The organism is Myroides sp. C1519 (genome assembly GCF_038039755.1).
In the GTDB taxonomy this organism is placed as follows: Bacteria; Bacteroidota; Bacteroidia; order Flavobacteriales; family Flavobacteriaceae; genus Flavobacterium; species Flavobacterium phaeum_A.
Genome location: NZ_JBBPHM010000001.1, coordinates 223,021 through 245,809, shown reverse-complemented (window position 1 = coordinate 245,809; position 22,789 = coordinate 223,021). Strand labels below are relative to the sequence as shown.

20 protein-coding genes are annotated in these 22,789 nt (G+C 30.7%); 17 read left to right on the top strand and 3 right to left on the bottom strand.

Annotated features, from left to right (window positions below; all coding sequences use genetic code 11):
- Positions 1-620: 620 nt before the first annotated feature.
- A complete protein-coding gene (locus AABL81_RS01075; RefSeq protein WP_233269263.1) occupies positions 621-845 on the top strand; it encodes a helix-turn-helix domain-containing protein in 225 nt (74 codons plus the stop codon).
- 618 nt (positions 846-1,463) lie between these two features.
- On the top strand, positions 1,464-1,640 hold the full coding sequence (locus AABL81_RS01070) for a topoisomerase C-terminal repeat-containing protein (protein ID WP_341340147.1): 177 nt from the start codon (positions 1,464-1,466) through the stop codon (positions 1,638-1,640).
- A gap of 73 nt (positions 1,641-1,713) precedes the next feature.
- Here AABL81_RS01070 and AABL81_RS01065 read toward each other — a convergent pair whose 3' ends face one another.
- Entirely contained in the window at positions 1,714-2,241 is a 528-nt protein-coding gene (locus AABL81_RS01065) for an antirestriction protein ArdA (RefSeq protein WP_158210635.1), read from the bottom strand.
- Between the two features lie 683 nt (positions 2,242-2,924).
- Here AABL81_RS01065 and AABL81_RS01060 point away from each other — a divergent pair.
- The 15 genes from AABL81_RS01060 (at position 2,925) to AABL81_RS00990 (ending at position 20,221) form a co-directional block, all read left to right on the top strand.
- A complete protein-coding gene (locus tag AABL81_RS01060; protein WP_341340146.1) occupies positions 2,925-3,551 on the top strand; it encodes a DUF6266 family protein in 627 nt (208 codons plus the stop codon).
- A gap of 445 nt (positions 3,552-3,996) precedes the next feature.
- Positions 3,997-4,968, top strand: coding sequence for an SDR family oxidoreductase (locus AABL81_RS01055; protein ID WP_341340145.1), 972 nt, complete (start codon positions 3,997-3,999; stop codon positions 4,966-4,968).
- Positions 4,969-5,038: 70 nt separating this feature from the next.
- Positions 5,039-6,385 (top strand): nucleotide sugar dehydrogenase, encoded by a 1,347-nt coding sequence (locus AABL81_RS01050; protein WP_341340144.1) that lies wholly within the window; start codon positions 5,039-5,041, stop codon positions 6,383-6,385.
- Entirely contained in the window at positions 6,385-7,632 is a 1,248-nt protein-coding gene (locus AABL81_RS01045; protein ID WP_341340143.1) for an oligosaccharide flippase family protein, read from the top strand. Before AABL81_RS01050 ends, AABL81_RS01045 begins: the two co-directional genes overlap by 1 nt.
- A complete protein-coding gene (locus AABL81_RS01040; RefSeq protein ID WP_341340142.1) occupies positions 7,629-8,636 on the top strand; it encodes an ATP-grasp domain-containing protein in 1,008 nt (335 codons plus the stop codon). The genes AABL81_RS01045 and AABL81_RS01040 overlap by 4 nt, the downstream gene beginning before the upstream one ends.
- 1 nt (position 8,637) lies before the next feature.
- Entirely contained in the window at positions 8,638-9,834 is a 1,197-nt protein-coding gene (locus AABL81_RS01035) for an EpsG family protein (protein ID WP_341340141.1), read from the top strand.
- Positions 9,831-10,925 carry a glycosyltransferase gene (locus AABL81_RS01030; protein ID WP_341340140.1) on the top strand — a complete coding sequence of 365 codons (1,095 nt, stop codon included), beginning with the start codon at positions 9,831-9,833 and terminating at the stop codon, positions 10,923-10,925. The genes AABL81_RS01035 and AABL81_RS01030 overlap by 4 nt, the downstream gene beginning before the upstream one ends.
- Entirely contained in the window at positions 10,922-12,034 is a 1,113-nt protein-coding gene (locus AABL81_RS01025) for a glycosyltransferase family 1 protein (RefSeq protein ID WP_341340139.1), read from the top strand. The genes AABL81_RS01030 and AABL81_RS01025 overlap by 4 nt, the downstream gene beginning before the upstream one ends.
- A gap of 5 nt (positions 12,035-12,039) precedes the next feature.
- The gene (locus AABL81_RS01020) at positions 12,040-13,404 is read left to right on the top strand and encodes a phenylacetate--CoA ligase family protein (RefSeq protein ID WP_341340138.1); all 1,365 of its coding nucleotides are present in this window, start codon (positions 12,040-12,042) and stop codon (positions 13,402-13,404) included.
- A gap of 1 nt (position 13,405) precedes the next feature.
- The gene (locus AABL81_RS01015; protein ID WP_341340137.1) at positions 13,406-14,470 is read left to right on the top strand and encodes a right-handed parallel beta-helix repeat-containing protein; all 1,065 of its coding nucleotides are present in this window, start codon (positions 13,406-13,408) and stop codon (positions 14,468-14,470) included.
- Between the two features lie 2 nt (positions 14,471-14,472).
- A complete protein-coding gene (locus AABL81_RS01010; protein ID WP_341340136.1) occupies positions 14,473-15,645 on the top strand; it encodes a glycosyltransferase family 4 protein in 1,173 nt (390 codons plus the stop codon).
- Between the two features lie 4 nt (positions 15,646-15,649).
- Entirely contained in the window at positions 15,650-16,255 is a 606-nt protein-coding gene (locus AABL81_RS01005) for a sugar transferase (RefSeq protein WP_341340135.1), read from the top strand.
- 8 nt (positions 16,256-16,263) lie between these two features.
- Positions 16,264-16,866: an acetyltransferase gene (locus tag AABL81_RS01000; RefSeq protein WP_341340134.1), complete on the top strand. Its 603-nt coding sequence runs from the start codon at positions 16,264-16,266 to the stop codon at positions 16,864-16,866.
- A 137-nt stretch (positions 16,867-17,003) separates the two neighbouring features.
- Complete coding sequence (locus tag AABL81_RS00995) at positions 17,004-18,146, top strand: DegT/DnrJ/EryC1/StrS family aminotransferase (RefSeq protein WP_341340133.1); 1,143 nt, start codon at positions 17,004-17,006, stop codon at positions 18,144-18,146.
- Between the two features lie 239 nt (positions 18,147-18,385).
- Positions 18,386-20,221: an acyltransferase family protein gene (locus tag AABL81_RS00990; protein WP_341340132.1), complete on the top strand. Its 1,836-nt coding sequence runs from the start codon at positions 18,386-18,388 to the stop codon at positions 20,219-20,221.
- Between the two features lie 573 nt (positions 20,222-20,794).
- On the opposite strand, the gene AABL81_RS00985 is transcribed toward AABL81_RS00990, so the two are convergent.
- Both AABL81_RS00985 and AABL81_RS00980 read right to left on the bottom strand, forming a co-directional pair.
- Entirely contained in the window at positions 20,795-21,151 is a 357-nt protein-coding gene (locus AABL81_RS00985) for a glycerol-3-phosphate cytidylyltransferase (protein ID WP_286397892.1), read from the bottom strand.
- Positions 21,152-21,224: 73 nt separating this feature from the next.
- Complete coding sequence (locus tag AABL81_RS00980; protein ID WP_341340131.1) at positions 21,225-22,445, bottom strand: hypothetical protein; 1,221 nt, start codon at positions 22,443-22,445, stop codon at positions 21,225-21,227.
- Between the last annotated feature and the right edge of the window lie 344 nt (positions 22,446-22,789).

Below are 22,789 nucleotides of genomic sequence, written 5' to 3'. Positions count from 1 at the left end.
AAGATTTAGTTAAACTAAAATTTATTCATAGGCTAAAATGTGGGTTTAGTTACTAATTGTTTTTTGATAAATAATAAAATGTAATAATTGAAAAAATCTCGAATAGAACATTCGATAAGTCCATTAAGGATAGATAAGGTATTGAAAGCATTCATTCAAACAATGAACACTAAACAAATCCACCTTTGTTTTAAAACCTCTATATACCTAATTGGGAGACGGTATGAATAAGAGGTATGTAGTATGTTTAATATAAAGCGAAACTTAAGTATTTCGATAAAGTGAGAAGTAAATGACAATCCTATATAAAATAAGTTGGCATGGGTACTCACAATATCCAAATCGAGGTACTGGCATACCGTGCAACGAATAAGTGAGCCCATGCCTAGGTCATGGGCTAAGATACTTATTTTCTCGTTGCTAAAATGAAAAGTGCCAGTTTTCGATAAGAGAAATAAATAAGCTTTAGCTTATATAATAAAAAATGTGTCATTAAAACTTAAACCAAATAAAAAAGGTTTATATAAAAACAAATATACAAAAAAATAGTTATGTTACAAGAACTTGTAACATTTATAACGTAATTAATTACGCAATTTGTAGAAACAGCAGTAATTAATATGGAAAAAGAACTAATTTTAAAAAAATTTGGTGAGCATGTAAAGGAATTAAGAGAAAGTGTAGGTCTAAGTCAAGATGATGTTGTTCTTAATGGCTATAAGATTACTAAAGGAACAGTTAGTGATATAGAAAATGGAAAAAGAAATTGTTCTTTGACAACTTTGATAGATTTAGCAAAGGGGTTAAATAAACCACCTAAAGAATTATTAGATATTAAATTTTAAGATATATGGTGCACTAAAAATGTCATATCTGAGAGAAAGTAGCAACATTGTTCCAGTAGTTATTTTAATTCTAATAGTAGTGAAAATATTTGTGCCTCTTAAATAAAAAAACATGCTTTTGAAACATATAGTTTAAATACGATTAATAATTTAGTTAATACATTTTGGACTATTGGAATATATGTCTCTGCTACAGGTGTGGAATTTTGAGAATTCTAGAGTTTGTATAGTTCTTTCTAATTAAAACTCATTGAAATAAGATTTCTTGTCTTTATTATTACCTTCTATTGGTAAAACTTGGCAGATTGATTCTATCAAGTTTTTTTGTGATGTTAGATTTAACAAATTTAATCAATCTGTTAAAATCTAAAATTATGAATATAAATCGTACAGAATTCCTTTTATGAATGGAGCGTATTATGACATGTTTTGATTATTTGTCCGAACATATGAAAGGGCTTCTCTATGAGAGTACTTACTTTCTTGTTTGCTTATCTCTATTCTTTGAAACAAACCAACTATCTCACATCAGGTTATGAAATTTGTAGTTGCTTGGGCGGAACTACATTGTAACAAAGAGAAAAGGTCGTTAAATGTTTAGATACTGATTGTAATTGGGTGTTGTTTAGAGAGATTTGTGGCGTTAAGCTCTCCATTGATGATATCACAGATTTACTTGAACAGGGGAAAACCAAACTGCTAAAAGGATTGATAAGTAAATCAGGAAAGAAATTTGAGGCTTATATTAACCTTAAAGAAGATTGTACTACTGGATTTGAGTTTAAAAGTAAGTAATTAAAACTAAATATACCAAAAGAAGTTATCTAATTTAGATAACTTCTTTTGGTATATACTAATCAAAGAATTATTAGCTATTTCTAAATATATGACCATTTTCATTGGTATAATCACCAATGAAAAGATCTTTAGCAAAGCTCTCATAATCAAAATATGATTTTGCAAAATCAGATAAATCATAGCATTCATCAATGATTTGATAAGCGAAATCTTCTTCACTATTGTAATATCCTTGATAGTCATCTTCAAATGATTCAAATAATGAGTCTATATCATCAGATTCAATATTTGGATTACTAATGCTTATCCAAGCTGAAAAAGCTTCTAAGGTTTTATAATCTAAATCTGATACTTTTTCAATGATTGAAAAGATATTTTCTGAAAGACTATTTTCAGAGATTAATTCAGAAGGAATGTTTTCCCAATCTTGAAACATAAATTCAGGATCTGTTTCATCAGCATGCAGTTCCGAGCAGAACTCATAAAACTCCTCAATAGAACTAAAGTTATTAAGCTCTATCCATTGTCCTTTAATTGAACCATTGTTATACTTAGCATAAGTACCAACATAAACTTTTGAGTGCATTAAATTTTCCATGATAAATAGTATTATGACCTTAGGGTCTGGTTAATTTCATGGCTATAGAGTTTTGGTTTTTAGCTATGAGCAAGTTTCACAAAATAAATACGCTCATAGAGTGAGGAAGATTTATTGCGGTAATCCATAGGACTTGAACTTGCAAAAGCTAAAAAGCTAAAAAACTTTGCCTAATGGAAATACCAGAGCTAAGGTCTATATGGAAATAATGAAGGGAAATTTAGTCGGTTGTTATAGGGATATTCTGCTCTAATTTACATTGAATAAATTTGTTTTGATAGGGATGTGTCTATATAAAAAAGATAAGATTGCCCCCAAAGCATCATCACCTATGTTGAATTTTACACCTATATGAATTTAGACTTGTTCGCAAGTCGTTTGGAAAAGGGGCAGGCTTCCCGATTAATTCTTGAATTTTAGCGAAGAATGTTACCTATCAGTTACGTTAAACACAATTTGTGTGCCCCACAAAAAGCAATGCAATATAAAGTCGAGACGAGAACGGAAAAAAAAGGAAAAGAACGGAAGAAAAGGGAAAGGAACGGAAGAAAAAGGACAAACGCGGAAGGGCTATAAAAAAGTTTTAAAAAGTCGCCGTAGGTTTGCAATGGGTTCAGAATCAAATAGTAGCTACTGGATAAGGACGCAAATTTTTATTAATTAAATTTTAAAAAACCATTATCATGGCAGAATCAGAAAAAGGAATTTTAGGACCTGTAAGAGGAAAAGTAGGAACAGTTGTAGGAGCAAACTGGAGAGGTAAAAACATTTTGAGATCAGTACCTCGAAAAAGCAGAAAAGCACCAAGTGCCAAACAATTAGTTCAGCGTACCAAGTTCAAATTAGTAGCCAACTTTTTGAGCCCGTTATTTGCCCTAACAAGCAAGTACTTTGGACAATACCAAGGCGTTAAATCGAGAACCAACTTAGCGATGTCGTATCACTTGTTAGAAACGATTGAAGAATCACAAGGCGGAGAATTTGAGATCAACTATTCTAAAGTAGTAATTACAAAAGGAGTATTAGACAATGTTCGTGTAAGCAACTACGAATTTGAAAACCGTAACCTTACGATTGAGTGGACAAGCGGCGTTAGTAATAACCTAAGCAAAGGAGACGACAGAGTTACCGCTATTGTTTATAACAAAGTTCAAAAGATGTTTTTACCAAACCAGATCTCTGCAAGTCGCGATGAGGGTACTATGACAGTTGTTTTAGCAGAGGAGTGGAAAGCAAATGAAAATGAAGTATGGCTTGTTGTTACAAAAGGCGATCAGTGTAGTACAAGTATGTACGTAGGTATTGTGTAGTCGATAGCCCATAGTAATTTGATTGTTTAATTGAGAAGGTTCACCGTATGTGGTGAACCTTCTTTTTTGTTTCCGGTTCCCGCATCACGGTTTTCGGTTCCCCATTTCCCATTCCCGATTATCACTTTACGTTTACTTAATATTTATCTTAAAAAATATAGTAAAACACTTTAATAAGCTTAAAAACAAAAAATAAACATTTTAAACCTGTTAAAAGGTGTTTAAAGGTGTTGAATTATGTGTCTTTTCAAGGGATTCCTTGTCTTAAATATACTCCCTCAAGAAAAGTACTACTTCACTGAAAAAGGGTGTTTTTAATTGAGAAAAAGTTTTTAAAAAGTGTACATTTGTAGCTTGACAAGATGTGAACGATGCCTATAATTGGCAATCTGCTAACATTTGTTAGACTATTTATCACGGAAATACGTTATATAAAAAAAAGAAAATGACTAAGATTTTAATTACAGGTGGAGCTGGATTCATAGGTTCCAATTTAACGGAGTACTTTTTGAATAAAGGATATTTTGTACGTTGTTTAGACAACTTTGCAACGGGGCATAAACATAATATCGAACCTTTTATGAGCAATGAAAATTATGAGTTGCACGAAGGGGATATCCGTGATTTAGAGGCTTGTCAAAAAGCAGTAGAGGGAATGGATTATGTGTTGCACCAAGCAGCTTTAGGATCAGTACCTCGTTCTGTAAAAGATCCAATCACAAGTAACGATGTGAATGTATCAGGATTCTTAAATATGTTAGTAGCAGCAAGAGACGCTAAGATTAAGCGTTTTGTATATGCAGCAAGTTCATCAACTTATGGAGATTCAGAAAACTTACCAAAAGTAGAAGATATTATTGGAAAACCTCTTTCTCCTTATGCTGTTACAAAATATGTAAACGAATTATATGCAGACGTATTTGCAAGAACTTATGGAATTGAAACAATAGGATTGCGTTACTTTAACGTATTCGGGCGTCGCCAAGATCCAAATGGAGCATACGCAGCAGTTATTCCATTATTCGTAAAACAATTTATGAAACACGAGAGTCCAGTAATCAACGGAACAGGAGATTATTCTCGTGACTTCACTTACATTGACAACGTAATTCAGATGAATGAACGTGCAATGCTTACTACCAATCCACAAGCTGTTAATACTGTGTATAACACAGCAGTAGGAGATAGAACTACCTTAAACCAATTAATAGGATATTTGAAAGAGTTTTTAGCTGAATACGATGCAGAAATTACAAACGTAGAGGTAAAACACGGACCTAATAGAGTAGGAGATATTCCTCACTCATTGGCTTCTGTAGATAAAGCAAGAACTTTATTAGGATATGAGCCAACGCACGTAATTAAAGAAGGATTAAGAGAAGCTGTTAAGTGGTATTGGGATAACCTTAGGGATTAACTGATTAAGCGAACTGAAGAGATTAAATAAAAAATAAAAATAGAACATCAACAAAATATACAATAGCCATATGAGCACACAACATAAAATAGCTGTAATAGGATTAGGATATGTAGGATTACCATTAGCCAGATTATTTGGTACAAAATTTCCTACAGTAGGATTTGACATCAATAAAGGACGTATTGCTGAACTAAGAGAAGGAAAAGACAGTACGTTAGAAGTAGCTGATGATGTTTTAAAAGCTGCTTTAGTAGAAACTAACCCAACAATTGGAGAAGTTACTAATGGTTTATTTTGTAGTTATGACTTAGGAGATATTGCAGATTGTAATGTATATATTGTAACAGTACCTACACCAGTAGATAAACACAATCGCCCTGACTTAACACCTTTATACAAAGCGTCTGAAACAGTAGGTAAAGTGTTGAAAAAAGGAGATATCGTAATTTACGAATCAACAGTATATCCTGGAGTAACAGAAGAAGAATGTGTGCCCGTATTAGAAAGAGTTTCAGGATTGAAATTCAATGAAGATTTTTATGGAGGATACTCGCCAGAGCGTATCAATCCAGGAGATAAGCAACATACGGTAGAAAAAATATTAAAAGTAACATCAGGATCTACACCAGAGATTGGGGTAGTAGTAAATGATATTTACAAAGCTGTTATTACAGCCGGAACGCATTTAGCACCAACAATTAAGGTAGCAGAAGCGGCAAAAGTAATTGAGAACTCGCAACGTGATATCAATATTGCTTTTGTAAACGAATTGGCAAAAATATTTAATCTATTAGATATAGATACACACGCTGTATTAGAAGCAGCAGGTACTAAGTGGAACTTCTTACCATTCAAACCAGGATTAGTAGGAGGACACTGTATTGGAGTTGATCCATACTACTTAGCTCAAAAAGCGATGGAAAAAGGGTATCACCCAGAAATCATCTTAGCAGGACGTCGTTTAAACGACTCAATGGGCGAGTATGTAGCTTCTCAAGTAGTGAAAACAATGATTAAAAAAGGAATCAATGTTAGCAAAGCAGAAGTATTAATGTTAGGAGTAACATTTAAAGAAAACTGTCCAGACGTACGTAATACAAAAATTGTAGATGTAATTGCTGCATTAGAAGATTACGGTGTAAAAGTTACAACTTATGATCCTTGGGCTAACCCAGCAGAGGTTATGCACGAATATGGTGTAGTGAGTCATACTACTTTAGATGATATTTTGAACAATAAAGTACAAGTAGCAGATCACAGATTACCAGATGCACCACAGCGTTTTGATGCTATTGTTTTAGGAGTATCTCACAATGAATTAGTGGCATTAGACTTAGAGCCTTTGAAAAAAGAGGTTGCTGTGGTTTATGATGTGAAAGGTGCTTTAAACGAAGGGGTTGATTGTAGATTATAGTGAGTGTTTTTCAACAAATAAAACAAAAGTTTAAAAATAAGGATGCTCGTGCACTTTTAGAAAACTTTATTTCCCTATCAGCTTTACAGCTAATAGGGATGATTCTGCCATTAATTACACTACCTTATGTTCTACGTATTATTGGGTTTGAAAAATATGGTATAATTGTTTTTGCTGCTTCTTTGATTGCCTATTTCCAATCTTTAACCGACTTTAGTTTTAGAATTACAGCTGTTAGGGATGTAGCAATCTTTAGGCATAGTCAAACTAAACTGAACTTAATTTATAGTAAAGTATTAATTGTAAAGGGGCTTTTTTTGTTGTTTTCATTACTATTGATAACAATAATAGTTTTAGTATATCCTCCTTTTTATGAATTTAAATTAATTTATTTTTTTAGTGCAATAATGCTTATTGGATATGCATTATTTCCTGAATGGTTTTTTCAAGGTATTGAAAAAATGCGATATATAACCTATTTAAATTTAGGTATAAAGATTTTCTTTACGCTCTGTATATTTGTTTTTATTCGATCAGAAAAAGATTATTGGATTTATCCGTTATTACAAGCGTTAGGTTTAATAGGTGCTGGTTTAGTAGGACAACTTATGTTAATTTATAAGTATAAATTGAAGTTTGTGTGGTTATCACATAAAATTATAAAAAGAACTATAAAAAGTAATTTTCCTTTATTTGTAAATCAATTTGTACCTACACTTTACAATAATACAAGTTTGTTCTTACTGGGGGTTATGGGAACTAAATCTATGGTTGGATTGTATCAGGCCATACTGATAGTCGTAAATTTAGTAATAACCGTTGTAGATATATTATCAAGAGTTTTTTTCCCTTTTTTGAATAGAAAGAAATTTTTTTTTCCTAAATATAAAAAAATGATAATTATTGTATCATTGACAATGTGTATAATAGTTTTAAGTTTACATAAATTAGTGTTTTGGTATTTAAATGTTTTTGATGAAAAAGCTGTTTATATTTTGGTCATTTTGTTAATAGGATTATTCGGGTATGTGTTTTCAAATATTTTTGGTTTAAATTATTTTTTAGTTGAAAGACAAGATAAATTGGTAATGCGAAACACAATAAGAGCTTCTATAATAGGTTTTATTTTAGCATTTCCTTTAGTGTATTATTTTGGTATAATTGGAGCTGCTTTTAATTTGAGTTTAAGTAGATGGTTAATGGGAGGAGGACTATATATAAAATATTTAAAATTTAATAAGAAATGAAAATAGCAATACATGATAATAATAGTACTTTTTCAAATGCTTGGATTAGTTATTGTAAAGTTAATAAATTAGAATTTAAAATTGTCGATTGTTATAGTTCTAGTATAGCTGAGAATATCAAAGATTGTGATATTGTAATGTGGCATCATCAACAGAATGATTATCGTGATTTGTTATTTGCTAAACAATTACTTTTTTCTATAGAACAATCAGGAAAAAAGGTTTATCCTGATTTTAAAAGTGGATGGCATTTTGATGATAAGGTAGGACAAAAATATTTGTTAGAATTAGTTGATGCTCCCCTTGTACCAAGTTTTGTATTTTATGATAAAAATAAAGCTTTGGCATGGGCTAAAAAGATTCATTATCCTGTAGTTTTTAAATTAAGGGGTGGGGCTGGAGCAGCAAATGTGAGGCTTATAAAAAGTTATAATGAAAATAAGAGGATAATCTCAAAGAGTTTTGGATCAGGACATAGTAGTTTTAATCCTTTTACAAGAATCAAAGATACTTTTAATCTTTATAAAAGTGGAAGAGCAACAAATTCCGACTTAATTAAAGCAATAGGACGTTTGTTTTTTCCAAATAATGCAGTTAAACTTATTCATAAAGAGAGAGGTTATGTATATTATCAAGAATTTTTACCTGAAAATGATTGTGATATTAGATTGATTGTGATTGGAAGAAAGAGAGCATATGGTATGAAACGTATGGTTCGTGAAGGAGATTTTAGGGCATCAGGTAGCAAAAACTTTATTTATAATGAAATCGATTCTGAAGTTGTTAAATTAGCTTTCGAAGTTGCTGAAAAATTAGAATTGCAAACGGTTGCTTTTGATTTTATTTACGATCAAGAAAAAAAGGTTAGAATAGTTGAAATGAGTTATGGGTTCGGTACATCTGGTTCTGGAAATTGTAAAGGATATTGGGATCGAAATTTAAAATGGAATGAAGGAAGTTTTTCACCATTAGATTGGATAATTGAAGATTTAATTGATTTATGAGATGATTAAAGAAAGTAATTTTAGAAAAAGAAGTTTAATTCCTTTTTTAATTTTTTTAATATCACCAATATTTTCTTTACCGTTTATATTGCATGATGTTTATTTTAGAAAAAGGGGTGCTTTGTTTATTCTTGCAATGTTTATGGGGATATTAACATATTTGTTATTACCTGATTGGTCGCTTGATATTGCAAGGTATTATAGGGGGTATCAAGAAATGGAATATTTTTCATTGAAAGATTTTCTTTCATACTTAGAGACTCGTACAGATTATGTTTTTTATTTACTTTTTTTCATATTTAATAAATTATCTGCAAAATTTCAATTATTACTTTTTTGTTTATCAACTTTTAATTTTTTTGTATTTTTTTATTTGTTTGATCATATAATAGGAAAAAAAATAGTTAACAATAGAGTGTATTTTTTTAGTTTTATATTCTATTTTTTTTCAATTACTATATTGTATTATCTATCTGGTACTAGATATGTCTTAGGCTGTTCATTTTTCTTATTATCAATATTGTTTTTTTATTTTAAAGATTCAAAGTTGAAAGGTGGACTTTTTTTTGTTTTATCTTTATTAACACATATTGGAGTTTTAATATATTTACCTGTTTTTATTTTAATTTATAAAGTGAAAAATAGGAAGTTAATGATAAAATTGTCATGTGTTACTTTTGTCTTGTTCACCTTGATTCCTGTACAAGGGTTATTATCATTGATAAGTCCTATTTTACCCGGTTTTAGTAATAAAGCAATAATATATATAAATGAGGTAAGAGATACAAATTGGTCAATACTATTATCTTATTTTATTACTATATCTATTGGGTTGTTTTTTTTGGTTAAATATTATGTTTTATTACCAAAAACGCTGTTGAATGTTTTGTTATTGGTTTTATTACCAGTTGTTATTACTATTCCTTTTGGTTTTTTAGTTTATGATAGATATGTAATGAATTTTAAACCAATTTTAGTAATTAGCCTGATATATATTTGTACGACTAGTGCATATGTAAAACATATGTATAGTTTGATTTTATTAAGAAAAATTTTGTATTTATCTTTTATTCTATATTTTATTTTTTCTGTTTATTTATATAGGCATAATATTAAGCCTTACTTTACGATAGAGAATTTATTTCTTTACAAGATATTACAAACTACATATACATTAAAAGATATTTTTTATCTATGAAAATTAAAATAGTTTTTATTATTCCCTCTTTGAGAAGAGGAGGGGTTGAACGAGTTACAACAAATATTATTAATTGCTTATCATTAGAATTATACGAAATTATTTTAATTATTTGTAAAGGGACAGAGAAAGAGAATGAAATGTTTTGTCTCTTGCAAGATGGAGTTAATGTTATTTATTTGAACAAAAATAATGTAAGAGAAGCTCTTCCTGATATATTTGGTTTTATTGGTAAGAATGAAATTGACTTAATTTTCACTTCATTTGATCATTTAAGTTTACCTATTTTAGTTTATAAATATTTAAATAGAAAAAAATGGAAAACTATAGTGAGATTAAATACATTGCCTTCTAATAAATTAATATCTAATTGGAGAAGTAAGGTATATACTTTCTTTTTTAAAAGAGTTATTAAATTGTCTGATTTCGTTATTAGTCAAAGTGAAGAGATGAAGCAAGATATTATGTCTTGTTATGGTCTAAGTTCAGATAGTATAATTGCTATTAGGAATATTGTAGATGTAAATCATGTAATTAATAGTAGTTTAGAAAAGGTGAAAAAAGATTATTTCAACAGATGTCTTTATACTTACATTGCAGCAGGAAGTTTGGGAGACGTTAAAGGCTTTGATATTTTGATTAAGGCTGTTGATATTGTAGTGAAACAAGGATTTTTAGATAGCCAAGTTTTGATAATGGGTGATAATAGAGAGAAAAATGAAGATTATAAGAGCTATTTAGAAAATTTAATTAAGGAAAGGAATTTACAGGAGTTTGTAAAATTAATTGGATTTCAATCAAATCCTTATTCATATATAAGTAATGCTGATGCATTTGTGTTATCTTCACGAAAGGAAGGGTTTCCTAATGTTGTTTTAGAATCTTTAGTTTTACAAAAACCCTGTTTAGTCACTAATTGCGTTGATTTTACGAATGTAATTATTGAGGGGGTAAATGGTGTAGTTGTACCAGTGGAAGATCCTGAAGAATTAGCAAAAGGATTGATTAAAATTAGAGATATTCACAATGTTCCAAAAAATACATTTGTTAATTTTGATTATAATAATTGGTTTAAAGAAGTAGTGTCATGAAAGAAACAAGTGCTATCAGAATTTTACATGTAGTTACTATAATGAATTTAGGAGGTATTGAGACTTTTTTAATGACATTGTATCGTAATATAGATAGAAGTAAAGTTCAATTTGATTTTTTAGTACATAGAAAGGAAGAAGGTTTTTTTGATAAAGAGATTAAAGCATTAGGAGGTAATATAATACCTATACAATCTTTAAATCCTTTTAAATATTCTTCATATAAAAAGGAATTAGCATTAATATTGAATAGATATAGCTATAAGATTATTCATTCACATTTAAATGCAAATAGTAGTTTAGTCTTAGATGTAGCGATGAAATCTAATGTGCTCATACGAATCTCTCATAGTCATATTGATAAATCTGGTTCAGGAATAAAAGGTTTAATTAAAAGTTATTTAAAGAGGAAAATAAATAAAGTTGCAACTCATAGATTTGCATGTTCAGTCCAAGCGGGAAGATGGTTGTTTGGAATTGAAAATAATTTTATTGTATTTAATAATGCTATTAAGAGTGATAATTTTGTTTATAACAATGAAGTTCGTGAAGGAATTAGGAGAGAATTAGCTATAAAAGATGGAACTATTTTAGTTGGTAATATTGCACGGTTCAATTTTCAAAAAAATCATAAGTTTATGATAGATGTCTTTTATGAGTTTCATAAGAAGGAGCCTAATAGTTGTTTATTATTATTAGGGGATGGAGAATTATTGACTGATATAAATGAAAAAGTTAAGAAGCTTGGATTAAAAGATAAAGTAATTTTTACTGGTGCAGTAGCAAATGCTAATGAATATTTGAATGCTATGGATATTTTTTTATTTCCTTCTTTATTCGAAGGATTAGGTATAGTAGCCGTAGAAGCACAATGTTGCGGATTACCTGTAATAATGACAGATAGCTTGCCAAACGAAGTTGAGATTACTCAACTTGTTCAAAGGGTAAGTTTAGAACTTCCTGCTAAGGATTGGGCAGATATAATGTGTCGTTTTTTGGCAAATAAATTAAGTCGTGATAATTGGCAGTATAAAATAAAAGAAGCTCATTATGATGTTGATGAAAATGTTAGATTTTTAGAGTCGTTTTATGCGTCTGTAATTTTATAAAAAGGATGAAAGAAAAAATATATAAATTATTACCAAACTTTGCTCAGTGTATTTTAATTTCCTTGTTTAATTTATTAGCTTATCGTAATAGATATGGGAAGGATTATTATAAGTACTTAAAAGTGTTTAATGAAAATAGGGGATTAAGTTTAAATGACTTATTAGATATACAATCGAAACGATTTGATTTTTTTATAAAAAAAAGTATTGAAAAATCAAGTTTCTATAAAGAATATGATGCTTGTAAAATAGAAGATATAAAGGGGTTACCAATCGTTAGAAAAGAGGATTTAAGGTCGAATATTAATAATGTTTATACCATTAGCAAATCTCAGGGAATAATTTCAAAAACGGGAGGGACAACAGGGAAGTCATTAGAAGTAATTTTTACTAAATCTAATATGCAAGAAAGATTTGCAATGTTAGATGATTTTAGAAATAGATTTGGATATAAATTAGGAAAGAAAACAGCTTGGTTTTCAGGTAAAGATTTATTAACAAAATGTGATTTAAAAAAAAATAGATTCTGGAAATCAGATTACCTTTATAAGGTACGTTATTATTCTACTTTTCATATAAAAGAGGAGTATATGAAATATTACATAGAAGATTTAATAAAATATCAACCTGAATATTTTGTAGGTTTTCCATCAACTATATTAGAAATTGCAAAATATGGGTTAAAAAATGGGTATATCTATCCTCTAAATAGTTTAAAAGCTATTTTTCCTACTGCAGAAACAATTACTGTAGAGATGAGAGTTATAATTGAAGAATTTTTTAAATGTAAAATGTATAATCAATACGCTTCATCTGAGGGGGCTCCATTTATATTTGAATGTAGTGAAGGAAATTTACATTTAGAATTGCAAAGTGGTGTTTTCGAAGTCTTAAACAAATTAGATGAGAGATGTGAATCAGGAAGGTTAGTTTTTACTTCTTTTACAACGGAAGGAACGCCTTTAATTCGATATGATATTGGAGATTCTATAGTTTTAGAAAAAGAGAATAAAATTTGTAATTGTGGAAATAATAATCCTTTGGTTAAAGAAATATTAGGAAGGATTGATGATTTTGTATTTTCACCTGAAAATGGAAAAATAAATTTGGGAAATGTTTCTAATACATTAAAGGATACAAAGGGAATAATAAAATTTCAAGTAATCCAAGATGAATTAAATAGCATTGGTGTATTAATGGAAATAGATTCAAAAATTTATACCAAAGAAATAGAAAAAAAATTTATTCAGAATTGGAGGGATAGAATAGGTGTGAAAATGAATTTAAATATTTCGTATGTTGATGAAATTCCAGTAGAAAAGAGTGGTAAATTTCGAATTGTTAAGAATAATATTAAAGATTTGATTTAAAATGTTAGAAAAACGTTTTTTTACATTATTTTTTATTTTTAATATTACTTTAGTTTTTAGCCAAGTTAATATTAAAAGTTTCCTTCCTAATGGGTATGTGAAAGATGCAAGTGTAGATTATACAGAATACTTGCAAGATGTATTAGATAATTATGATAATATTGTATTTCCAGATTTTCCGATTTTAATAAATGATACAGGATTAATTCTTAGGTCATCTACAAAATTAGATTTTGAAGATGGAGGAAGGCTTGTCTTGAAGCCAAGCTCGAAATCTCATTATGCAATGTTGTTAATTGAAAATGTACATGATGTAATAGTTCAAAATGCCGTAATAATAGGTGATAGGTTTAATCATAAAGGCAAAAAAGGCGAATGGGGTATGGGAATTTATATAAAAGGGGGTACTAATATTTTGATTAATAATGTGAGTGTTTCTCAATGTTGGGGGGATGGGATAGATGTAACTCATTCAGATAAGCAAAATAGTGAAAATGTTATTATTCGTGAAATAAATCTTCACAAGAATAGAAGAAATGGTATAACCATTGGAAGTGGAAAGAATATTACTCTTAGTGAAATCGATGTTAGTTTTACTGATGGTACATTACCTACAGCAGGTATTTGTATAGAGCCCAATAATAGTAAAGCATTATTAGAAAATTTAAAAATAAGTAATATTAAGTCTTCAAATAATGGTGTTGGTGTTTCGGTGGGTTTAATGAGATATCCATCATATGAGGATAGAGAATTGTCCATTACAATTAGTAATCTTATTTCAATAAATGATAGTATTGGGATCGTTTATGGTGATTATAAAAGAAATTATGATGTTGATTTTAAAAAACTTGTAGGACTTATAGAATTTAAAGATATAAAAATTATAAATCCTATTTTTATGGGTATAAAATTATTTAGTCCTTATGGTTATGAATTTAGTCCTTATGTCGTTTTTAAAAGTATTGATATACATATTGAAGATTTAATTGTTAAGAAAAACCAAAGAAAGTTAGTTGAGAATAATAAAATAAGAAATATTATATTCAGTAATATAAAATTTAATTAATTGTGAATACTTTAATTCGTATAACTACAGTACCAATATCTTTAAAAACCCTTTTAAAAGGACAGCATAAATTTATGTTTGAAAAAGGATTTAATGTTTTAGGCGTTTCATCTTGTGGAAAAGAATTGGATGATGTACATAAAGATGAAGGAGTAGGTGTTGTACCACTCGAAATGACTCGTACAATTTCTCCAATTAAAGATTTGAAGTCATTGTGGAATTTTTATTGGCTATGTAAAAAAGAAAAACCTCTAATAGTACACTCACATACACCTAAAGCAGGTATTGTAGGAATGTTAGGTGCTAAATTAGCAGGAGTTCCAATTCGTTTACATACAGTTGCAGGATTGCCTTTAATGGAAGCAACGGGAATAAAACGTAGTATTCTAAATTTTGTAGAAAAACTTACTTACTCTTCTGCTACTAAGGTTTATCCTAATTCCAAAGGATTGTATGATTTTATATTATTAGAAAAATTCACTTCGCCATCTAAATTAGAAGTAATTGCTGATGGTAGTTCTAATGGTATTAATACTTCTATTTTCAATAGAGATGTACTTTGTAAAGAGGAGTTAGAAAAATTAAAAGAGACCTTAGATATAAAAGAAGGTGATTTTGTTTTTATATTTGTAGGACGTTTAGTTGGTGATAAAGGGATTAATGAATTAGTTCACGCTTTTAAAAACATCTGTAAAAATAGTTCAAATGTAAAATTACTATTAGTGGGCCCATTAGAAAGTGAATTGGATCCTTTGCGTAATAGTACTTTAGAGGAAATGGAGACTAATGAAAATATTATTTCTGTTGGTTTTCAAAAGGATGTACGACCGTATTTTGCAATTTCTAATGCTTTGGTTTTTCCAAGTTATAGAGAAGGGTTTCCTAATGTAGTTATGCAGGCAGGAGCAATGGGATTACCAAGTATTGTTTCTGATATAAATGGATGTAATGAGATTATTGTACAGGATAAAAATGGTAGTATTATTCCTGTAAAAAATACGGAAGCAATAGAATTTGAAATGCTTAAATTCTTAAATGATAACGAATATTATAATCAGTTAAAAGAAAATAGTCGTCCAATGATTACCGAGCGCTATGAACAGCAAATAGTTTGGAATGCTTTATTAGAAGAATATAATAGATTAATAAAAGAATACGAGGATTCAAAGAAGTAGTAATATGTATAAACATTTTTTTAAAAGAGTATTTGATTTCTTAGCAGCTTTCTTTGGTTTGTTAGTATTTAGTCCAATATTTATCCTTGTAATGATTGGTTTAGCAATTGCTAACGATGGTAAACCTTTTTTCTTTCAAGCTCGACCTGGTAAAGGAGGTAAGATATTTAAAATTGTGAAGTTTAAAACAATGAATGATAAAAAGGATGCTAATGGTAATTTGTTATCAGATGCTGATCGTTTAACGCCTATTGGTTCTTTTGTTCGTAAGACTTCTTTGGATGAAATACCACAATTAATTAATATATTAAAAGGAGATATGAGTTTAATAGGACCTCGTCCTTTATTGCCTCAATATCTACCTTTGTATAATGCAGAACAAGCAAGACGTCACGAAGTAAAACCGGGTATTACTGGTTGGGCACAAGTAAATGGGCGTAATGCTATTTCTTGGAAGCGTAAGTTTGAGTTAGATGTTTATTATGTGGATCATATTAGTTTTACTTTAGATATAAAAATTTTCTTTTTAACGATTAAAAAGGTTTTTGTAAGAGAAGGGATTTCGCAAGAAGGACAAGCTACTGCTGAAGCATTTAATGGAAATAATTAATTTATAGTATGTACTTATACGGAGCAAGCGGACATGGAAAGGTAATTGCTGAAATTGCTGAAGAATTGGGTATAGTGATTGATGGATTTATTGATGGCAATCCTGAATTAAAGTCTCTTTTAAATTATCCAATTGTTGGTGCAACAGCAGAAAATATAGAGGGGAAAGCCTGTATAAGTATAGGAAATAATAAAGTGCGAAAGTTAATTGCAAACAGAGATAGTCACTTAGATTATATAGCATTATTATCTTCCAAAGCTAATATTAGTAAACGCGCTAAAATTGGTATAGGTACGGTAGTAATGATGGGAAGTACAATTAACAGTGAGGTAGTTATAGGAAAGCATTGTATTATTAATACGAACGCTTCTGTAGATCACGATTGCAGTATTTCAGACTTTGTGCATATTTCTCCTAATGTTGCTTTGGCAGGTAATGTTGAAGTAGGAGAAGGAACTCATATTGGTATTGGTGCTGCTGTTATACAAGGAGTAAAAATAGGAAAATGGTGTACGATTGGTGCAGGAGCAGTAATTATTAAAGATGTGCCTGACTACGCTGTTGTTGTAGGTAATCCAGGTAAAATAATAAAATATACAAATCAAAAATAACACAAAACCTTTCATCACTGGATGAAAGGTTTTTTAATTGCCTAATAAAAACCACTACTTTGCTGATTTTAATATTATATAATTGGCATTATTCGTACATTTGACATTCCAAAATAGAACAAAAACATTACAATATAATGAAATCAAAAATCTGGTTGTCTTCACCTCATATGGGAGGGCAGGAATTAAACTACATTCACGCAGCTTTTGATCAAAACTGGGTTGCACCCTTAGGACCAAACGTAAACGGATTTGAAGCAGACTTAGAGGCTTTCTTAAAACAAGATGTACAAGTGGCTGCTTTAAGTGCAGGTACTGCTGCTTTACACATCGGATTAATTAATCTTGGGGTTAAACCTGGAGATGAAGTAATCTGTCAGACTATGACGTTTTCTGCTTCTGCTAATCCTATCGCTTATTTAGGGGCTAAGCCTGTATTTGTAGATAGTGAATCAGATACTTGGAATATGTGTCCGATTGCTTTAGAGGATGCGATTAAAAGTAGAATGTTAGCAACAGGTAAAAAACCAAAAGCGATTATCCCTGTTCACTTATATGGTATGCCTGCTAAGATGGATGAGATTATGGCTGTTGCTAATAAATATGAGATTCCAGTATTAGAAGATGCGGCTGAAGGGTTAGGTAGTACATTCAAAGGACAACAATGTGGTACGTTTGGTGAAATGGCTGCTTTGAGTTTTAATGGGAATAAAATTATTACTACTTCAGGTGGTGGTGCTTTAGTTTGTTCTACAAAAGAAGAAAAAGACCATACCGTATTTTTATCTACACAAGCAAGAGATAACGCACCTCACTACCAACACTCACACATTGGGTATAACTACCGTATGAGTAATATTAGTGCAGGAATTGGTAGAGGACAAATGGAAGTGTTAAACGACCGTATTGCCGCTCGTAGAGCAAACAATAAGTTCTACCAAGAGTTATTTGCTAATATTGCTGGAGTTACTGTATTTGTAGAGCCAACAGAAGATTTTTTCTCTAACCACTGGTTATCTTGTATTACAATTGATGAAAAAGTAGCAGGAAAAAACAGAGAGCAATTGCGTTTAGCGTTGTTAGAAGAAAATATTGAAACACGTCCGTTGTGGAAACCAATGCACTTACAACCGGTATTTGCTGATGCACCATACTACGGAGCTAATAAGGTAGCAGAACACTTATTTGATTGTGGATTGTGTTTGCCTTCTGGTTCTAATTTATCGGATGAAGATAGAACAAGAATTGCAGAGGCTGTTAAAGCATTTTTTGCATTTTAGGTTGCTATTGACTGTTTTAGGTTAATAGTTTCTGAGATTATATAAATTACATAGAGATGCAATAATGTGTCTTTTCGAGATAATAAAAAAAGCGAACCATAAGGTTCGCTTTTTTTATTTGCTAAAAAATAACGTTATGGCGTGTTTTCACTCAATAAATAGTTTACTTAGCCCTTTAATAAGTTGCTTTGTGGTTTTTATTTTTAAATTTGCCTTCTTTTAAAGTTAAATAGTAATATATGGGGTTTAGATATGATATTCAAGGCTTAAGAGCTTTGGCTGTATTGTTGGTTTTTGTTTTTCATTTGAATCCTGCCTGGCTGTCAGGTGGTTTTGTAGGAGTGGATGTTTTCTTTGTAATATCTGGTTTTTTAGTTAGTAGTATCATTTTACATAAAAAAGATAAAAATACCTTTAGTTTTAAAGATTTTTATAGTAGTAGAATCAAAAGAATTGTTCCTGTCTTTTATGTTTTTTTATTGATTGTTGCGATTGTTGGACTCTGGATTTATTTATCAATAGATATTAAAGGTCTTAGAGGGAATTTATTTAACTCAATGGTGTTTAATTCAAATAATTTTTTAGCTAAATCAAGTGATTATTTTGGTGCAAGTAGCCAAGAGAACCCCCTTTTACATACGTGGACACTATCGTTGGAGATGCAGTTTTATTTTTTATTGCCGCTGTTTTTACTTTTGACTAAACGAAAGTGGATTGTGCCGTTGGCTTTAGTATTAATCGGTAGTCTGTTTGCTTATTCTTTTTACAATAGTACGTATGCAGATAACCAAAGTTTAATGTACTTTTCGCTGTTTTCGCGTATTCCTGAGTTTTTAATAGGGGTAGTGTTTGCTGTTAAAGGAAGTGAAATAAAGCAAGCTATTCAGAAATATGAGAACCTTATTGCTGTAATAGCGGTAATTGGTTTGCTTGTTGTAGGAGTGCTTTTTAATGAACATACGAATTTCCCAGGACTATGGGTATTATTGCCTTGCTTGTTTACAGCCTTGTTATTAATAACAACTGATTCAACGGTAAATGCCATACTTTCTAATCGCGTTTTAGTGCATATAGGTGAGTTGTCTTATTCTATTTATTTATGGCATTGGACAATTATGGCTTATATACGTTATTATACTGTTAGAGCTACTTTTACATGGTATGAGATTGTATTAATCGCTTTGTTGACGTATGGGGTATCGTGGGTGTCATATCGCTTTTTAGAGAATACGTTTAGAAAGTATGATAATAAGAAGTTTATTTTAAGTTTTACGGGTATTCCTATATTGTTAGTACTTTTAATCTTTACCTTGCCTAAGGTGGGAAGCAAGGTAAATAATTCTATTCTTCCCCTATATTCATCTCCTACATTTGGAATGGATTCACATGCTGGTAGTTTTATCAAGGTTGGCGTTTTAGGAGATACATTGGCAAAAAGTAATAATATTTGTTTGATTGGAGATAGTCACGCTTTGGCATATAAGGCTTTTTTTGATGAAGTAGGCAAGGTGAATAATTTACAGTTTCAAACTGTTTCACGCGATGTTTTCCCTTTAATAGGTGATTTTGATCGCAGTGAGTTTGCTTCAGAAAGTGATTATAAAAGTTTTAAGAAGTTGCAAGGGGTTAGTGATGCTTTAATTGCAGAAAGTGATTTTATATTTGTATCATCTGAATGGATGGATAAGGTAAAGTCTTTAGATAAAGTAATGGCTAAGCTTGTAGAGAATTTAAAGCCACAGCAAAAGATTATTATTGTTGGTGATTATCCTCTTTTTAAGGATAATTTGATTAGAGTGAATAGGAGTGTTTTAGAAAAGGATAATAAAAATAAAGTAGTAGGAAAGGTAAAAGAGCTTCCTGCGTTTTTAAAGGAGTTAATACAAGAGTCAGATCAAGTTGTTTTGATGCCACTGAATTATGAAAAAATACTTTCATTGCCTTACATTAATGATACAATTGCTTATTATGACAAGTCTCATTTAAATGCTTATGGTAGTAGAAAGTTAGCTGCATTTTTTGAGGCAGATGTTAGGGCTTTTTTACTGGAGCAAGGGGTGATTCAAGAGAAGTAAATTGATAATAAAAAGGCGAACCTTATGGTTCGCCTTTTTTTGTGTAGTTTATGAATAGATTAAACCTTACATTTGGTCTCTTAAAGGATAAGAGAGAGTATTGTATTCAATGCACACACATTATTATACAAAATTTTTAATTTGCTTTCTCTTTATCCTTTTATACTACACTGTGCTATTGAGTTTACAAGTCAAAAGATAGTACTTACTCAAAAAACAAGCTACTCTACCCTTTATTTCTTTCGTGAATGCTCTATGATGCCTATTTTTACTATGGTAATCAAGTAGACACAGAAATGGTGTATTTTATAGTCAATTATTTTTCAAGATATTAAAAAGTGCTAACGTTATAAAACGTTATTTGCTTTTTGATTTTTTCAAATGTGCTTCACCGTAAATGGTGAAGTAAGTTTTAAATTAAGAGGTAATGTATGTTGCCTCAATATTAATGTTTTCTTATTATATCGAGCACCTCTGTTTACAGGGGTGTTCTTTTTTTATATAATTAAGAGAATAAAAAAAGCACGAAGTAAAAATATACTTCGTGCTTTTTTGTAACGGAATAAGTTAGCGTTATAAGTTAAAAACGCGTATTTCAATAGCCGCTTCATCACAGTAATCTTTGGCTATGAAATCTTCTTTATATTTTTCTTGTACAAATCGAATATTGATATAGAAAGCTCTCATAATGTCTTCTACGTCTTGTTCTGTTTCGTACGGAATAATTTCATCAATTAGTTCACAATTGTTTAATTGTACAAAACGCTCTGTTAAACTCAGGGTAGAGGGTTCTGTGTAGTTGTGATCTTTTGCCGGATTGGTTTGTAGTCCAACGATTAAATAATCACAGTGTTGTTTAGCGTCTTGCAACATAGCTAAGTACTGAGCGTCTAAGCTATAAAAAGGGCTAAAGGTGATTCCTACTTTCATTGTTTTGTTGATTTTGGGCAAATATAGCAAAATTGCTGTGTGGTTGTCATTCTTTATTTACAGTGTCTCCTTTTTACTTCTTTCGCTTAAATACCCCAAGAGGTCCGTTGGCTTTGATGTATTTGTTTAAGAGTTTAAAGGGAACGGTAATGTTTTGCTGCTTTAAGCTAACGTGTAATAGGGGTGGTTCGTAAAACTGGTAAGAGATTCCGTAGTTGTTTATGCCAAACATTTTATCGGTTATATCCTTGTCTATTGTTGTTGGTTCCCAATGGTGTTGAAGTAGGTAATTGTAGATTACTTCTTTTGCTTGAGGGATAAAGCATTCGTCAAATGTGATATAGTTTCCTGTGTTGGTGTTTATTAACTTGGTTTCATAGGCAATTGGAACAAGACCTCCTGACCAATGTACCGAATGGCTGTTTAGCTGTATGATGTTATTGGCGTTATAGGCTACCTTGACATTGTGTATAGCATAGTGTAACGAATCTGGTGGTAGGGAATTGATTAGAATATCCCACGCTTGTAGGTTGGGGGGTGAATAGGTAATCGGTTGGTCTAAGATGGTTTGGCGATTGTTTTGTAAATGATAAACTAATTCGTCTTCTACGGTTGTGAAGTCTGCTACAGAATTAACAACAAGTGCTTCTATTTTTCGATTGATCTCTTTTTCTATAGCCGCATTAGTATGTGCAATAGTCGGATAAAGCCATTGGGTTTTGTGTAGGTCTTGTAGGTTGTATTCTCCTTCTAAGGCTGTTTTAACCTGTGCTTGTTCTATAAACTCGGCTGTGTTGAACTTTTTTATATAGGTATGGTTGGTGGGCTGTTTTGTTAAATACAATTTGGTGTTGACAGCTTTGTTAAGGTAATGTTCTGTTATAACTAAGGTTTCTGCGTCATAGGGCTCGATTTGCATCATAAAAAAGAATGTATGTGCCTTTGTTGCGTTGCGCAGTCCTGATGCAAAGAAAGTAAAGTAAGGCGGGTTAAACGCCTTAGTGTTGTAGTTGTACGTGGTGTTGTAATCGTATTGTCCGTATAAGTTAATGGCTTCTTTTTGGTAATAGTCAGTATATACAGCGGTAATCTGATTGTCTAAATGGGTTATGCTGATACTAATAGGGTGTTTATTGTCTATTAGTCCTTCGTAATAGTTGGTAATGGCATTGGGTAGTTCTACGGATGTTAGGCGAACATTGCTTTTTATTTCTCTGCTTAAGTCAAATTGAGCATAGATTGTATAGAAGGGTAATAGTAATAGGATAAATAGGGTTTGTGTTTTGTAGTTCATTATATGGTGTTTTGTAAGGAAGGGCAAAAGTAGTTTTATTGGGTATTGATAGGGTGTTAAAATGGGTAAACACCTGTGTTTAGTGAGGGAAGTGATGAAGAGGGGAGTGGGAACTGTAAACCGAGAAGTGTAAACAGGGAACGGTGTCTGCTGTTGCTTTACTCAAAAAAAGCGGCTATTCATCAATTTTAACATTGTTAGATGTGAATGAATTACACGCATTGTGGAATAAATTTGTATTTTTGAGAACTTAAATCAAAATACATATCGCACTTATTGCAATTTTATTTGTTTTTTCTATCTGGGGAATAGGAGATTGTCAAATATTGACTTTATTTTAAGAA

Excerpts from the sequence above, each read along its gene's own strand:
- AABL81_RS01035 (WP_341340141.1), top strand. The coding sequence starts at position 8,638 with ATGATTAAAGAAAGTAATTTTAGAAAAAGAAGTTTAATTCCTTTTTTA.
- AABL81_RS01060 (WP_341340146.1), top strand. The coding sequence starts at position 2,925 with ATGGCAGAATCAGAAAAAGGAATTTTAGGACCTGTAAGAGGAAAAGTA.
- AABL81_RS01005 (WP_341340135.1), top strand. The coding sequence starts at position 15,650 with ATGTATAAACATTTTTTTAAAAGAGTATTTGATTTCTTAGCAGCTTTC.
- AABL81_RS01075 (WP_233269263.1), top strand. The coding sequence starts at position 621 with ATGGAAAAAGAACTAATTTTAAAAAAATTTGGTGAGCATGTAAAGGAA.
- AABL81_RS01040 (WP_341340142.1), top strand. The coding sequence starts at position 7,629 with ATGAAAATAGCAATACATGATAATAATAGTACTTTTTCAAATGCTTGG.
- AABL81_RS01030 (WP_341340140.1), top strand. The coding sequence starts at position 9,831 with ATGAAAATTAAAATAGTTTTTATTATTCCCTCTTTGAGAAGAGGAGGG.
- AABL81_RS01015 (WP_341340137.1), top strand. The coding sequence starts at position 13,406 with ATGTTAGAAAAACGTTTTTTTACATTATTTTTTATTTTTAATATTACT.
- AABL81_RS01055 (WP_341340145.1), top strand. The coding sequence starts at position 3,997 with ATGACTAAGATTTTAATTACAGGTGGAGCTGGATTCATAGGTTCCAAT.
- AABL81_RS01065 (WP_158210635.1), bottom strand. The coding sequence starts at position 2,241 with ATGGAAAATTTAATGCACTCAAAAGTTTATGTTGGTACTTATGCTAAG.
- AABL81_RS00985 (WP_286397892.1), bottom strand. The coding sequence starts at position 21,151 with ATGAAAGTAGGAATCACCTTTAGCCCTTTTTATAGCTTAGACGCTCAG.
- AABL81_RS01020 (WP_341340138.1), top strand. The coding sequence starts at position 12,040 with ATGAAAGAAAAAATATATAAATTATTACCAAACTTTGCTCAGTGTATT.
- AABL81_RS01050 (WP_341340144.1), top strand. The coding sequence starts at position 5,039 with ATGAGCACACAACATAAAATAGCTGTAATAGGATTAGGATATGTAGGA.
- AABL81_RS00980 (WP_341340131.1), bottom strand. The coding sequence starts at position 22,445 with ATGAACTACAAAACACAAACCCTATTTATCCTATTACTATTACCCTTC.
- AABL81_RS01025 (WP_341340139.1), top strand. The coding sequence starts at position 10,922 with ATGAAAGAAACAAGTGCTATCAGAATTTTACATGTAGTTACTATAATG.
- AABL81_RS00995 (WP_341340133.1), top strand. The coding sequence starts at position 17,004 with ATGAAATCAAAAATCTGGTTGTCTTCACCTCATATGGGAGGGCAGGAA.
- AABL81_RS00990 (WP_341340132.1), top strand. The coding sequence starts at position 18,386 with ATGGGGTTTAGATATGATATTCAAGGCTTAAGAGCTTTGGCTGTATTG.
- AABL81_RS01000 (WP_341340134.1), top strand. The coding sequence starts at position 16,264 with ATGTACTTATACGGAGCAAGCGGACATGGAAAGGTAATTGCTGAAATT.